This window comes from Hymenobacter caeli, from assembly GCF_013294115.1.
GTDB lineage: Bacteria > Bacteroidota > Bacteroidia > Cytophagales > Hymenobacteraceae > Hymenobacter > Hymenobacter caeli.
The window spans coordinates 13,357-26,716 of the sequence record NZ_JABSNP010000002.1; the positions used below are offsets into that span (position 1 = coordinate 13,357).

Genomic DNA, 13,360 nt, shown 5'->3' on the forward strand with positions numbered 1-13,360 from the left:
CCCGTACCTACCAGGTACGGGGCGTTTTTGTGGGCGCTAGGTGCGCTGGCGTAACGCAACTACTTTAGCCGCTTAGGCTTGCTAATCGGTGCCAAGTTGGAAGGGCGTCCTGAGGTGGCCGGGTAAATGTGGACAGAAGAGGACCGTTGGCGTCGGGCCATCTTGTTCAAAACCAGGAAATAGCACCTAGATGGCGTCCAGCCCCGGCAAGCTGAGCAACTCCGCGGCGCGACGCGCCACGGTTTTGATACCGGCGATATCCGGGCCGGTGACGGTCAGGTGGCCCATCTTGCGGCCGGCGCGCGCGTCCAGCTTGCCGTATAGGTGCAGGTGCGTGCCCGGCAGGCTCAGCACGGCGTACCAGTCCGGCTCCTGCGGTTGGCCGTCGGCGTCAAACCACACGTCGCCCAGCAGGTTGAGCATGATGGCCGGGGAGTGCTGGCGCGGCTGCGGCAAGGGCAAGCCCGCCATGGCATGCACCTGGAGGTCAAACTGCGACGCGTCGCAGGCGTCTATGGTGTAGTGGCCGCTGTTGTGCGGGCGCGGGGCCATCTCGTTGACTACCAGGCCGCCGTGCGCGCTGCCGTCGTCCACCACAAAAAACTCGACGCACAGCACCCCGACGTAGCCGAGGTGCTGCGCGATGGCCACGGCCGCCTCGCGGGCCCTGGCGGCCAGGGCTGCGGGCATATTGCCTGCGTAGGCGTGGGTCACGGCCAAAATGCCCCCGACGTGCACGTTGCGCTGCGGGGCGAAGCTGACGACTTGCCCGTCCCAGCCGCGCGCCACCAGCACCGAGCACTCGGCGGTGAGCGGTAGCATCTTTTCCAGCACGCAGGCCACGCCGCCCAGCTCGGCCCAGGCGGCGGCGAGCTGAGCGGCGGTCTTGACGCGGACCTGGCCCTTGCCGTCGTAGCCCATGCGCGCGGTTTTCAGGATGCCGGGCAGCAAATCCGCCCGCTCAGCCAGTACGGCCTGGAGCTGGGCCGGCGTTTCGAGCACCGCATAGGGCGCGCAGGTCACCCCCGACACATCAGCGCAAGCCGCGAAGTGCGCTTTTTCCTCGATGCGGTTTTGGGCAATGCCCACCACGGCGGCGCTCGGTGCCACGGGCCGGGTCAGCGCCAGCGTTTGCAGGGCCTGGGCCGGCACGTTTTCAAACTCGGTGGTGATGGCCTGGCACAAGTGCGCTAGCTGCGCCAGCCCGGCCGGGTCGTCGTAGCCGGTCTGGATGTGGTGGTGGCTCACCAGCCCGGCCGGGCTTTGCGCGTCGGGCTCCAGCACGGCCGTGGAGTACCCCAGGCGCTGAGCGGCGTGCACAAACATCCGGCCCAGCTGGCCGCCTCCCACTACGCCCAGCGTGGCCCGCTGGCCAGCAGCGTCCACACTGCCGGGGAAAATCGGAGTCATAGCTGCAACGTGACTAGCGGCGCTCATACGGGCAGCGTCATGTTGCGGGCGGCTTCGGTTTGGGCCGCGCGAAACGCCAGCAGCTTGGTCGCCAGGTCCGGGTCGTGCAGGGCTAGCAGGCTGATGGCGAACAGCGCGGCATTGGCCGCCCCGGCGGTGCCAATCGCAAACGTGGCCACCGGTATCCCCTTGGGCATCTGCACGATGCTGTGCAACGAGTCTACCCCCTGCAAATGGCGGCTGGCCACCGGCACCCCCAGCACGGGCAGCGTGGTTTTGGCGGCCAGCATGCCCGGCAAGTGGGCGGCCCCCCCCGCGCCGGCAATGATGGCCTGCAAGCCGCGCGGGCCGGCTTGTTCGGCGTAGGCAAACAAGTCGTCGGGCATGCGGTGGGCCGATACCACGCGCGCTTCGTGGGCCACGCCAAAGTCTGCGAGAATCTGCACGGCATGCTGCATGGTGTCCCAGTCGCTGCTGGAGCCCATGACCACGCCAACCACTGGCTTGCCGGGGGTAGCGCTGGGGCTAGGGGCGTCGGGGGTAGGAAGGGTACTCATAGGCGAGCCTTATCGTAAAAGGGCGGGGCCGCCCTGGGTGGTCGAAAAAACAGGATGTTGGACGTAAGCGCGGGCCAGCCCCCGCAGCCGGACAGCCGGCTACTGGGCTGCGCGTTGTCCCGCCAGTGAAACGGGCATTTGCTCGGAAAACGTCATCACGGCCACAAATTTACTGTGGCAGCCTAAGCGGTAGCCCAAAATTCGGGGCGAACCCTGAAAAATACAGGTTCCAGCCCGGCTAACCCTCCGCGCACCAACAGGGTTTTCGTACCTAAAATCACGGGGGCTGCCCGTCTTTTGACCGTTTGGTCGACTTCGATGGTAGCCGTTGCCAGTGAAAAGCGAAATGCCCCGGAACTCTGCGGTTTCGGGGCGTTGTAGTTATGTGCGCAGCGCTCAGTATCTTGCTGCTACTAAATAATGGCTGTTGTCAAAGAGACAAGCCTGATTAGGAACGCGGCCCATGAACAACAGACTCACCAAGTACGGGAGCTTTGAGGCAATGAAGCGGGATATACCCCCAGCTACCCTGTCTGCTGCGGAAAAAGAAAGGCTTGATGCCGAAGCTAAGCAAATGGCTGAAATATTTCAGGCGCTTCGGGCGAATAAACAGCATGGCAATACTCGCAAATAACCAGCTGCTCGAAAGCATAGTAAAAGTTTGCCAAGTATTGAACAACCACGGCCTTGACTATATGGTCGTTGGTGGCAGTGCGGTTGCGTACTACGGTTATTTCAGACATTCCATTACGATGGCTGGTGTGCCTGCTGATAGGCCAGACGTAGATATTTGGTACAACCCTACTTACGTAAATTATTTCAAGCTGCTAGATGCGCTCGTTGCGTTGGGACAAGACACGGCGAAGCATAGAAATGAACAAGCCCCTGACCCTAAAAAATCGTTTTTTAGGTACGAATTCGACCTGTTTACCCTTGACTTGCTGCCGTCAATCAAATCAGCGCTAAGTTTTGGCACAGCCTTTTCCCGACGAGAAGTTATTGAAATAGGCGGCGCTGCTATTTCGTTTATTGATTTTGAGGATTTGCTTGCCGATAAGGAGGCGACTGCCCGACCTAAAGACTTTAATGACATTGAAAATCTCAGAGGGGGCCATAAAGAAGACAGTTGAAGAAGCTAGCTTCCCGAAGCTGCCTGAGAAAAAGCAACGGCTATAATTACCTGTTAAAAAATGGAGGCAATCGAAATATTGAAAGATAAATTAGTGGGTCAATTCATTTCAAGGTTTAGCGCAGGCGACACATGGGACCTAAGTATCGATGGATACTGGTTAATGGCTCAAGAAATATTCTCAAAAGACGAAACATTATTTAATATGTGGTTGCAGAATGATTACCACCTGTATGATAGTACTGTCGATAAAGAGGATATTAGCAAAAGTGCTATTGTTGCCTCTATTTTAAGAAGAGAAATAACTGATTTAAAGCTAGATGAATTATGCAATCTGACACTCGAATTTGAAGGAGGAGCCGAACTGGTTCTTTTAACTAGTGCAGCTATTGTTGATTGGCAATGGTGTTTGAATAAAACTGGTAGCATCCCATATAGCGACTATTTAGTGGCTTGTTTTTGGGAGGGAGAAATAGCTGTCAACGAAAACCAGGACTGAGTAATTATAAACAAAAAGCGCCCCGCAGCCAATTGGCTACGGGGCGCTTTTTTATTTAACCTATTCCAACCTTACAGCAGCTTGTCAATCGTCAGCGGCAAGTCGCGCACGCGCTTGCCGGTAGCGTGGTACACGGCGTTGGCAATGGCGGCGGCAACGCCGAGCATCCCGATTTCTCCTACGCCTTTTACGCCGAGGGGGTTGACGAGGTCGTCTTCCTCCTCCACGAAAATCACGTCGATTTTGTGGATGTCGGCGTTTACCGGGATGTGGTACTCGCTGTAGTTGTGGTTCATGTAGCGGCCGAGGTTGTTGTCGAGGTACGCCTCTTCCATCAGGGCCATGCTGATGCCCCATACCGTGCCGCCGAGCACCTGGCTACGGGCAGTTTTGGGGTTGAGGATGCGGCCGGCGGCCACGGCATTCACCACGCGGGTCACGTGGATGGTGCCCAGGTCTTCGTCCACTTTCACCTCCACAAACGCCGCGTTGTGCGAGTGCATGGAGTACTTCATCGTGTTAATCGGGTTGGGCTGGGCGCTCGACTCGGCCTCCACTTTGGCCTCGCCGCTGGCGGCCAGCACCTCCGCGATGGCCACCGTCCGGGTGATGTCCTCGTTGGCGCGGATGTGGCCGTCGGCAAACTGTACGTCTTCGAAGTCAATGCCTTCGAGGGGCGAGTTTTCCATTCTCTGGGCCAGCTTGAGCAGCTTCTTGCCAATTTCCTGGCACACGGCCTGCACGGCCGAACCCACCGAAGCAGCGGTCCAGGAGCCGCCCTGGATGGGCGCAACGGGGAAGTCGGTGTCGCCGAGGTTGAATTTGACCTGCTCAATGGGTAGGCCCAGGGTTTGGGCGGCTACCTGGGTCATAATCACGTAGGTGCCGGCGCCCTGGTCGTTGGTGGCGCTGCTCACGGTCAGCTGGCCATCGGCCGAGAGGCTGGCTTTGGCGGCGGCTTTCTGCATGGAGGCATCCCAGCAGCCGGAGCCCATGCCCCAGCCCACCAGCAGGTTGCCCTCGCGCGTCGAGCGGGGCTCGGGGTTGCGCTGGTCCCAGCCAAAGCGCTTGGCCCCCTCGTGGTAGCAGTCGATGAGGCGCTTGCTGCTGAAGGGTTTGTCTTCGGTGGGGTCGGTGTAGGTGTAGTTGAGCAGGCGGAATTCCAGCGGGTCCACCCCCGCTTTGTACGATAGCTCGTCGATGGCGCTTTCGATGGCAAACGAGCCGGTGGCCGCGCCGGGCGCGCGCATATCGGCCGGGGTGTCCACGTCGATTTTGGCCAGCTCATACGCAAACTTGGAATTGTCGCTTTTGTAAAGAATGCCCGACCAGTTCACCACCGTTTCGGTTTCGTTCTCGTACTGCGACGTTTCGGCAAAGGCATTATGCTCAATGGATTGCAGGCAGCCCTGGTCGTCGGAGGACAGCTTAACGTCCTGAATGGTGTGCGGCCGGTGCCCCAGGCTAAACATCTGCTGGCGCGTCAGCGACACGCGCACCGAATGCTCCAGCTCCAGGGATGCCATGACGGCCAGAAATACCTGGTGCTGCGGCCGGAGGCCCGAGCCAAAACCGCCGCCGGTGTACTTGGAAATAACCCGCGCCTCGTCTTTGCCCAGGCCAAAAATCTTGCTGATGTACTGCTGCACGTTGGGCGCGCCCTGCGTCTTGTCGTAGATTTTCAGCTTCTTGCCATCGCCCAGCCACTCCACGGTGGTCGCAAACATCTCCATCGGGTTGTGGTGCTGCGCGTGGTGCACATACTCACCTTCTATTTTGTGCGCCGCCGCTTGGAAGGCCTTTTCTGCATCGCCCTTGGGCTTGGGGGGGGGTAAGAAACCGGTTTTGCCCTTGGGCGCATCAAAGCCTTTGCCAGCGGCGCGGGCTTTGTCAAGGTCCGTGTTAAAGTCTTCATCCACTGCGTACTCAATTCTGAGGATGGACGCCGCGTAGCGGGCCAGCTCAAACGTTTCGGCCACCACCAGCGCCACCGGCTGCTGGCTGAACAGGATTTCGGGCTCGTGCAGCGGGCGGAAGGGCGAGCCACCGGGGGCCACATCGTCCTTGTAGCTACGGTCGAACCACGCGAAACTGGGCACGTTTTCGTGCGAGAAAACCTGCTGCACACCGGGTAGGGCGAGCACGGCGGAGGCGTCGATTTTCGTGATTTTGCCCTTCACAATGGGGCTGTCCACGATGTAGCCGTACCACAGGTTGGGCACGTTGTACTCGGCCGCGTACTTGGCCGCGCCCGATACTTTGGCCGGGCCCTCGGGGCGGCTGATGGGCTTGCCAATCACGTCGGAATCCAGGCGCACGGTGGGCGGGGTGGCGATAGTCTGGCTCATAGAAATTACGGATTAGAATTCAGAAATGCGTTAGAGTCAATCGCTTGGTCCATCTCGCTGGCCTGCTCAAGGGCGCGCACGATGGCGCGTTTGCCCAACTCGATTTTGAAGGAATTGACGCCGTAGCCTTTGGCTTCGGCAAACACCTTGGTCGCCACTTGGCGGAACAAGTCGGGCGAAGCCGTTTGGCCTTCGAGCATCTTTTCGGCCGCCGGGTCGCGCCAGGGCTTGTGGGCCACGCCGCCCAGGGCAAAGCGAGCCGTTTTGATGGTGTTGCCGTCCATTTCCAGGCCCACCGCCACGCTCACCAGCGCAAAGGCGTAGCTGGCCCGGTCGCGCAGCTTGAGGTAGGTGAAATTTTTCGCGTAGCCCTGGGCCGGCAGGTCGATGGCCGTTACCAGCTCGCCGGGCTGCAAGGTGTTGTCCAGCTCCGGCTGGTTGCCCGGCAGGCGGTGGAAATCCGCAAACTTGATGGTGCGCTCGCCGCGGGGGCCCTGCACGCGCACCACGGCTTCGAGGGCGGCCAGGGCCACGCACAGGTCGGAGGGGTGGGTGGCAATGCAGCTCGCGCTGGTGCCCAGCACGCCGCACACGCGGTTCTGGCCGCCGATGGCCGAGCAGCCGCTGCCCGGCTCGCGCTTGTTGCAGGGCGTGGCCAGGTCGTAGAAATAGTAGCAGCGGGTGCGCTGGAGCAGGTTGCCGCCGTTGGTGGCCATGTTGCGCAGCTGCGGCGTGGCCCCGGCCAGGATGGTCTGGCTCAGCAGCGGGTAGCGCGCCTCCACCTCGGGGTGCCAGGCCGTGTCGGCGTTGGTGGCCAGGGCCCCCAGGCGCAGGCCGCCGTCGGGCAGGCCCGTGATGTCGCTCAGCGGCAGGTGGCCCAGGCTGGTGAGGTGGGCGGGGCGGCTCACGTTTTCTTTCATCAGGTCGATGAGGTTGGTGCCGCCGCCCAGGTAGGCCGCGCCAGCGTGGCCGGCAAAGTCGCGCACGGCCTCGTCGACGGCCGCTGCTTGGGTTAGGGTGAAGCTGTTCATGATAAGCGGATTACGCTGCGGAGTTAGCAGAGATGGGCTGCATCGGGATGGTCACCAGTGTGCCGTTGTCGACCACTACCTGCCCGTCGTGCAGCACTTCCATCACCGCCGACAGGATGTTGGTGTAGGCCCCGCAGCGGCAGAGGTTGCCGCTCATCAGCTCGCGCACCTCGTCGGCGGTTTTGGCGCGGCCCTCGTTGAGGAGGCCCTGGGCCGAGCAAATCTGGCCCGGCGTGCAGTAGCCGCACTGGAAAGCGTCGTGGTCGATGAACGCCTGCTGCAAGGGCGAGAGGTTGTCCTCGCCGCCCAGGCCCTCGATGGTGGTAATCTGCCGGCCCTGGTACACAGTGGCCAGGGCCAGGCAGGCGTTGATGCGCTTGCCGTCGGCCAGCACCGTGCAGGAGCCGCACTGGCCGTGGTCGCAGCCTTTCTTGGTCCCCGTCAGGTCCAGGTATTCGCGCAGGGCGTCGAGCAGGGTGGTCCAGGGCGCAATTTGGAGGGTGTGGTCCTCGCCGTTGATGCGCAGCGTAACGGGTTGGGTGGGGGCCAGGGCCCCTGCGGGCGGGGCCAGCGGCCCTTGGGCGTAGGAGGTGCTCATAGGTATCGGCTCTCGTGGTGGGTGCGTGGCGGGCCTACGCGCCGACGGCGGCGGTGGTTAGGGCCCCATTTGCCCCGCCCGGCCAACGCCGCGCCCCAACCCCGGCACTGCATTTCATAACCCCTTTGCTTTAAAGAAAATAATTTCCCGGGGGCCGCCAAAATAATCATCCGCGGCGGCCATTATTTTGGGTTGTATTACCGGCAATACAGCGCCGCAAAACGCCCGCCCGCGGTGATTTGCGGCGGTTTTATTCTGAGCCAGCGCCACCGGTGCCGTGCACAAAAAAGCACCCCCGGCAGCTCGCTGGGGGTGCTTTTTTGTGCACGGCACCGGCCCGCCGGGGTGTTGCCGGGCTATTTTTTCACGAACCGTACCGAGCCGCTTTTGCCGCCGTTGGTGGCCGTGACGACGTACAGGCCGGGGGCCAGCTGGCTTAGGTCGAGGGTGTAGTCGGCCTGCGGGGCCCGGGCGGTGCGCACCACCTGGCCCAGGGCATTGACCACCGCAATGGAGGCCCCCGCCAGGGTTTTGGGCAGCTTCACGGTCAGGGTGTTCTCCACCGGGTTGGGGTAGGCCACCAGCGCGTTCTTGCCGTCCAGCAGCGCGGCCGGGGCCGTGGCCAGGGCCGTGGCGGCGGGCGTGCCGTAGGGGATGCCGCGGCCGGCGGTGCTCATGTACACGCGGCCGTACACGTTCATGTCGCCCATGATGAACTGGCCGTTGGCGGGGCCGCCGTACTCGTGGGCGTCGTCGTTCACCCGCACCCAGCTCGCGCCTTCGTCGGTCGAGCGGTGCATGCCCAGCACGCCGCCCACGGTGCCCCAGATGTAGAGGGTTTCGTAGGTGCTGCCCGGGGCCGCCTTGCCGATGCCCACCGCGCCGCAGTACGTCACGTTGGCGAGTTTGGTGAACACCGCGCCCGCGTTCACCGAGCGGGCGAGGCCCCCGCCGTAGAGCGCCACCCACAAGTGGCCCTCGCGGCCGGGCACCCGCCGCACCACCGCTGAGCCCCCCGTGCCGGGGCCGGCCCCGGCCGGGGCAAACGACACCCCGCCGTCGGTGCTCACGAAAAAGGTGCCGGCCCCGGGGTTGTAGGCGTAGAACTTGTTGGGGTTCACGGGGTCGCCGATGGGCCGCACGTTGGGGTAGGCCAGCCCGGTCACCGCCGTCCAGGTAGTGCCGTTGTCGGTCGAGCGGTAGGTGGTCGTGGTGGTGTTCGAGTTGGGGCAGTGCAGCAGCACGTTGCCGTCGGCCGAGAGGGCCACCTGGCCCGCGGCCCCGTTGATGACGGGCGTTTTGGTCCAGGTCAGGCCCTGGTCGGTGGAGTAGTAGAGGGCGCTGCCCACGCGCACCACCTTGCCGGGGGCCAGCGGGGCGTAGTCGAGGCCCTGCGTCGAGCCGATGCGCGGCGTGTGGATGGGCCCGTACTGCGTCACGTCGGCCTGCCGGAAGCCGTCGTAGTCGCTAATTACCGAGATGAACGGCCCGCCCGGGATGCTCACCGCGTTCTGGGCCACGGTTTCTTCCAGGCCCTTGCCCAGGAACTTCCACACGCTGGACGCGGTGATGTCCTCGTTCACGTAAATGCCGTTGCCCGACACCACCAGCACGTGGTTGAGGTTGGCGGGGTCGAACTCGATGCAGCCGGCCCAGTGAATCGACTGGTTGCCGACCCACGTCACGCCGTCGGGGTTGATGGAAAAGCCGCGGGTGCCGATGATGTCCGTCCAGGTGGTGCCGCCGTCGGTGCTGTAGTAAAACCGGTCGCCGTACACGGTGCCTTGCAGCACGTAGGTGTTGGTGGTGGAGGCCACCAGGCGGCTGGGGTTGGTGGGGTCCACGCCGATGGCCCCGAAGGCGTGGTTGCTGATGGCCATGCCCGTGGCGGCGTCCTTGGGCGTCACGTCGGCCCAGGTGCCGGTCGAGACGGTGTACTTCCAGATTTGCCCCGCGTTGTAGGGCTCGGCGGTGGTGCCGTAGGGCCCGGCTCCGTTGCCGTAGCTGATGTACAGGTTGTCGGGACCCGCGAAGGTGGCCCGCTGCGGCATCATGCCCGCCGCCAGGTTCGGGTTCACCACGGCCGCGAAGGTGGCCCCGGCGTCGTCGCTGCGGTAAAAGTTCTGGTCGTTGCCGGTGCGGGAGATGCCGGCGAAGATGCGCCGGGTGGCGCCGCCCGCCGCGCTGCCCTTGTCGAGCACCACGAAGCTCACGCCGTTGCTATTAGGCGTCGTCGTCACGTTCAGCCCGTCGAGGTGCGCCCAGGTGCTGCCCGAATCGGTGCTTTTGAACATCCCGCTGGCGCGGGTGCCGGTGTAAAGCACGGCGCTGTTCACGGGGTCTACCTGCAGTTTTTCGCCGTTGTTGCGGCCCATGCCGTTGCCGTTCACCCGGAACTGGGCCGTCACGTCCACGTAGGTAAACGTGGCCCCGTAGTCGGCGGAGCGCAGGATGTAGCTGCGGCCGTTGTTGAAGTAGGAGATGCCGCACTGCGCGTACAGCACACCGGGCTGCTGCGGGTCCAGGGCCAGCGACTCCACGCCCTGCAGGCCCTGCTCGTTTTCCGAGGCCCAGTCCAGCAGCGCCACCCAGCGGCCGGTGGCGGCGTCGAAGCGGTAGGCCCCGCCCACGTCGGTGCGGACGTAGAGCAGCCCCGGCTGGGCTTTGCTGGCCAGGATGCCCGACACGAACCCGCCGCCGCCGATGGCCACGTTGCTAAAGGTGTAGGGCTCGGCGGTCTGGGCCCGGGCGGGGGCGGCCAGCAGCAGCCAGCACGCGCTCCACGCCAGCCGGGCGCGTTGACCGGGAGCGAATTTTGAAAAAAAAGCTGTTACAGAAGTACGGATCATACGGAACGGGCTGGAAAGGTGGAACAATCGTTTGTGGAAGAAAAGACTACCCACTATACGCTGGCCCGGGAACTCTGTTACCTGAACGGTAGCCTACAAATCAACCCGCCCCGCCGGGGCCCAGTGAACGCTGCCCACCGGAGCGGCCGGCTTCCCCGCCGTCCGGGCGAAAAGCTGAATAATTCAACTCCGGGGTTAGTACTCAGCAGAGAAAACGCGTGACCATTCCGCGTTCACATAGTAATTGTGCGGGTTCAACCTATTTATAACACAATTCGACCAAAACAATTGGCCGGTGGCGGGCCGGGGCAGTAGCTTTACCGAACCATAGCGTGGCTTCCGCGCTGCAAACCAATCCTTTCCGTTTCAATTCTACCCCCATGATTGAAAATCTACAGCGCTACTTTCGCTACTACCTCGCCCTGCTGCTGATGGCCCTGTTGGCCGTGGGCGCGCGCTTGCAGGCGGCCCCGCTGGCCCCCGCCGCTACACCGGCCGCCGGCCCGGCGGCCGGTGTAGCGGCGGGGGCGTAGGGCAGTTACTTTGGCCCACCTTTTGTATAAGTACAAGTACGGCACCGGTACGGTACCAGCGCCACTCACTTGTAACCGACGCGCTTCGGCGCGCTGCCCTTATGAAAGCTAAGTCAATAATTGCCGCCCTGGGTTTGGGAATGCTGATGCTGAGCGGTTGCGTGGCCTCGGCCGGTTACGGCTACGGCCCCCGCTACTACCCGCCCCGCCCGTACTACGGCTACGGCCCGCGCACCGAAGTAATTGTGGCCCCCGCCTACCGCGGCGGCTACCACCACGGCGGGTACCGCGGTGGCTACGGCCGCCACTACCGGTAGGCAGCCCTCGAAATTGTAAAAAGCCAGCGGCCGCAGCGGGACAATCTCCCGCTGCGGCCGCTTTTTTTAGGGCCGGCCGGGGCCCCGGCCCGGGGCGCTTTTACAGCCGGATTGCCGGCAGCCGGGGCGCTTAAAAAGCTGGGCGAGGCACGGGCAAGCCGGGCCGGGCGCGGGCCCCGGGCAACTACAAGGCCCCGAACGGGGTACTAAGGCGCGGGCCCACCGGGGCCCTGCTTCCCTAAAACCCCGATTTTGATGAGCAAACATACCTATGAGATGGGCCTGATCGGCAACTGCGCCTTTCTGGGCCTCGTTGGCACCGACACCGCCGTGCGCTGGCTCTGCTGGCCGCGCTTCGACAGCAGCTTCGTGTTCGGCAGCCTGCTCGACGACGCCAAGGGCGGCGAGTACAGCGTGCGGCCCGCCGGCGGGGCCGCCTTCACCGCGCACCAGTACTACGAGGTGAACACCAACGTGTTGTGCACCGAGATTACCACGGCGGAGGGCAGCTACCGCGTCACGGACTTCGCGCCCCGCTTCGCGCAGTACGAGCGCTACTACAAGCCCCTGATGCTGGTGCGCAAGGTGGAGCCGCTGGCCGGCTCGCCCCGCGTGCGGGTGGCCTGCCGCCCCGTGGGCGACTACGGCCGGCTGGCCCTCACGCGCCGCCGCAGCTCCAACCACGTGGCTTACCTGGGCCTGGAGGAGGAAATTCGCCTCACCACCAACCTGCCGCTCACCTACGTGCTGGAGGAGCAGGACTTCCTGCTCAACGAAACCAAGTACCTGGTGCTCACCTACGGGGCCCCGCTGGAAGCGCCGCTGGAGAACACGGCCGAGCAGTTTTTGCGCGGCACGCTGGCCTACTGGCGCGGCTGGGTGAAGAGCACCAGCATCGGCAATTTCCGCCAGGAGCAGGTGATTCGCTCCGCCCTGGCCCTGAAAATCCACCAGTACGAAGACACGGGGGCCATCATCGCGGCCACCACCACCAGCCTGCCCGAGGCCCCCGGCAGCACCCGCAACTGGGACTACCGCTACTGCTGGATGCGCGACACCTACTACATCCTCACGGCCTTCAACAACATCGGCCACTACGAGGAAATGGACCGCTACTTCCAGTACATCGCCAACCTGCCGCGCCCCCGGCAGGCCCGCTACCAGCCGCTCTACGGCATCACCGGCGAGGCCAAGCTGGTGGAGCAGGAGCTGGACCTGGCCGGCTACCTGGGCAACCAGCCGGTGCGCATCGGCAACGACGCCTACACCCACGTCCAGAACGACGTGTACGGGCAGGTGCTGGTGGCCCTGCTGCCGCTCTACGTGGACGCCCGCTTCCAGGACCCCACCCGCCGCAACGCCGAGCAGCTGGTGACCGACGCGCTGGACATGATTGCCCGCACGATGGACGAGCCCGACGCCGGCCTCTGGGAGTTCCGCCACATCGCGCAGCGGCACTGCTACACCTACCTGTTCCACTGGGCCGGCAGCCACGCCGCCGCCCGGGTGGCCCGCCGCCTGGGCCGCCCCGACCTGGCGGCCCAGGCCGAGCGGCTGCGCGACGTGGCCGCCGCCCACATCGAGGAGTGCTTCAGCCCCGAGCAGCAGGCCTACACCAACGCCATCGGCTCCGACAACCTCGACGCCAGCACCATCCAGCTCATCATGATGGGCTACCTCGACCCGGCTTCCGACCGGGCCCACCGCCACCTGGAGGCCCTGGAAAAGGAGCTGAAAACGCCCGAGGGCCTTTTCTACCGCTACCGCCACGCCGACGACTTCGGCACGCCCGAGACGACGTTCCTCATCTGCTCGTTCTGGTACGTGGACGCGCTGGCCTGCGTGGGCCGCGTGGACGAGGCCATTGTGGAGTTCGACAAGCTGGCCGGGTACACCAACCACCTGGGCCTGCTCAGCGAGGACGTAGACGCCAAAACCGGCTCGCAGTGGGGCAACTTTCCCCAAGCTTACAGCCACGTGGGCCTGGTAAACGCCGCCTACCGCATCGCCAATAAGCTGGACCTGCCGAAGTTTATCGAGGAATAACAACCGCTTCTTCGGCGGTGAGCCCCGCCCCCAAGCCTATGCA

Annotated in this window: 12 protein-coding genes; 6 read left to right on the plus strand and 6 right to left on the minus strand. The window is 63.7% G+C overall.

Annotated elements, in window-relative coordinates; genetic code table 11:
* Positions 1-186: 186 nt before the first annotated feature.
* Together HNP98_RS01795 and purE are read right to left on the minus strand one after the other, a co-directional pair.
* Positions 187-1,410 (minus strand): 5-(carboxyamino)imidazole ribonucleotide synthase, encoded by a 1,224-nt coding sequence (locus HNP98_RS01795; protein ID WP_217425617.1) that lies wholly within the window; start codon positions 1,408-1,410, stop codon positions 187-189.
* Between the two features lie 23 nt (positions 1,411-1,433).
* Positions 1,434-1,967 (minus strand): 5-(carboxyamino)imidazole ribonucleotide mutase, encoded by a 534-nt coding sequence (gene purE, locus HNP98_RS01800; RefSeq protein WP_173808342.1) that lies wholly within the window; start codon positions 1,965-1,967, stop codon positions 1,434-1,436.
* A gap of 463 nt (positions 1,968-2,430) precedes the next feature.
* Here purE and HNP98_RS01805 point away from each other — a divergent pair, with 463 nt between their 5' ends.
* The 3 genes from HNP98_RS01805 to HNP98_RS01815 are packed head-to-tail and all read left to right on the plus strand — an operon-like array spanning position 2,431 to position 3,595.
* Positions 2,431-2,601, plus strand: a complete 171-nt coding sequence (locus HNP98_RS01805) for a hypothetical protein (protein WP_173808343.1) — start codon at positions 2,431-2,433, stop codon at positions 2,599-2,601.
* Positions 2,582-3,097: a hypothetical protein gene (locus HNP98_RS01810; protein WP_173808344.1), complete on the plus strand. Its 516-nt coding sequence runs from the start codon at positions 2,582-2,584 to the stop codon at positions 3,095-3,097. Before HNP98_RS01805 ends, HNP98_RS01810 begins: the two co-directional genes overlap by 20 nt.
* Positions 3,098-3,157: 60 nt before the next feature.
* Positions 3,158-3,595 carry a hypothetical protein gene (locus HNP98_RS01815; RefSeq protein ID WP_173808345.1) on the plus strand — a complete coding sequence of 146 codons (438 nt, stop codon included), beginning with the start codon at positions 3,158-3,160 and terminating at the stop codon, positions 3,593-3,595.
* Positions 3,596-3,666: 71 nt separating this feature from the next.
* On the opposite strand, the gene HNP98_RS01820 is transcribed toward HNP98_RS01815, so the two are convergent.
* The 4 genes from HNP98_RS01820 to HNP98_RS01835 all read right to left on the minus strand — a co-directional run bounded on the left by HNP98_RS01820 (position 3,667) and on the right by HNP98_RS01835 (position 10,421).
* Positions 3,667-5,943 carry a xanthine dehydrogenase family protein molybdopterin-binding subunit gene (locus tag HNP98_RS01820; protein ID WP_173808346.1) on the minus strand — a complete coding sequence of 759 codons (2,277 nt, stop codon included), beginning with the start codon at positions 5,941-5,943 and terminating at the stop codon, positions 3,667-3,669.
* A gap of 5 nt (positions 5,944-5,948) precedes the next feature.
* On the minus strand, positions 5,949-6,974 hold the full coding sequence (locus HNP98_RS01825; RefSeq protein WP_173808347.1) for an FAD binding domain-containing protein: 1,026 nt from the start codon (positions 6,972-6,974) through the stop codon (positions 5,949-5,951).
* A 10-nt stretch (positions 6,975-6,984) separates the two neighbouring features.
* Complete coding sequence (locus HNP98_RS01830) at positions 6,985-7,572, minus strand: (2Fe-2S)-binding protein (protein ID WP_173808348.1); 588 nt, start codon at positions 7,570-7,572, stop codon at positions 6,985-6,987.
* 356 nt (positions 7,573-7,928) lie between these two features.
* Positions 7,929-10,421 carry a T9SS type A sorting domain-containing protein gene (locus HNP98_RS01835; protein WP_173808349.1) on the minus strand — a complete coding sequence of 831 codons (2,493 nt, stop codon included), beginning with the start codon at positions 10,419-10,421 and terminating at the stop codon, positions 7,929-7,931.
* 380 nt (positions 10,422-10,801) lie between these two features.
* Here HNP98_RS01835 and HNP98_RS01840 point away from each other — a divergent pair, with 380 nt between their 5' ends.
* The 3 genes from HNP98_RS01840 to HNP98_RS01850 all read left to right on the plus strand — a co-directional run bounded on the left by HNP98_RS01840 (position 10,802) and on the right by HNP98_RS01850 (position 13,317).
* Positions 10,802-10,954, plus strand: coding sequence for a hypothetical protein (locus tag HNP98_RS01840; protein ID WP_173808350.1), 153 nt, complete (start codon positions 10,802-10,804; stop codon positions 10,952-10,954).
* Between the two features lie 101 nt (positions 10,955-11,055).
* On the plus strand, positions 11,056-11,271 hold the full coding sequence (locus tag HNP98_RS01845; RefSeq protein WP_173808351.1) for a hypothetical protein: 216 nt from the start codon (positions 11,056-11,058) through the stop codon (positions 11,269-11,271).
* Positions 11,272-11,526: 255 nt separating this feature from the next.
* Positions 11,527-13,317, plus strand: a complete 1,791-nt coding sequence (locus HNP98_RS01850) for a glycoside hydrolase family 15 protein (protein ID WP_173808352.1) — start codon at positions 11,527-11,529, stop codon at positions 13,315-13,317.
* The last annotated feature ends 43 nt before the right edge of the window (positions 13,318-13,360 follow it).

Coding starts and splice junctions, on each gene's coding strand:
- HNP98_RS01795 (WP_217425617.1), bottom strand. CDS start 1,410: ATGACTCCGATTTTCCCCGGCAGTGTGGACGCTGCTGGCCAGCGGGCC.
- purE (WP_173808342.1), bottom strand. CDS start 1,967: ATGAGTACCCTTCCTACCCCCGACGCCCCTAGCCCCAGCGCTACCCCC.
- HNP98_RS01805 (WP_173808343.1), top strand. CDS start 2,431: ATGAACAACAGACTCACCAAGTACGGGAGCTTTGAGGCAATGAAGCGG.
- HNP98_RS01810 (WP_173808344.1), top strand. CDS start 2,582: ATGGCAATACTCGCAAATAACCAGCTGCTCGAAAGCATAGTAAAAGTT.
- HNP98_RS01815 (WP_173808345.1), top strand. CDS start 3,158: ATGGAGGCAATCGAAATATTGAAAGATAAATTAGTGGGTCAATTCATT.
- HNP98_RS01820 (WP_173808346.1), bottom strand. CDS start 5,943: ATGAGCCAGACTATCGCCACCCCGCCCACCGTGCGCCTGGATTCCGAC.
- HNP98_RS01825 (WP_173808347.1), bottom strand. CDS start 6,974: ATGAACAGCTTCACCCTAACCCAAGCAGCGGCCGTCGACGAGGCCGTG.
- HNP98_RS01830 (WP_173808348.1), bottom strand. CDS start 7,572: ATGAGCACCTCCTACGCCCAAGGGCCGCTGGCCCCGCCCGCAGGGGCC.
- HNP98_RS01835 (WP_173808349.1), bottom strand. CDS start 10,421: ATGATCCGTACTTCTGTAACAGCTTTTTTTTCAAAATTCGCTCCCGGT.
- HNP98_RS01840 (WP_173808350.1), top strand. CDS start 10,802: ATGATTGAAAATCTACAGCGCTACTTTCGCTACTACCTCGCCCTGCTG.
- HNP98_RS01845 (WP_173808351.1), top strand. CDS start 11,056: ATGAAAGCTAAGTCAATAATTGCCGCCCTGGGTTTGGGAATGCTGATG.
- HNP98_RS01850 (WP_173808352.1), top strand. CDS start 11,527: ATGAGCAAACATACCTATGAGATGGGCCTGATCGGCAACTGCGCCTTT.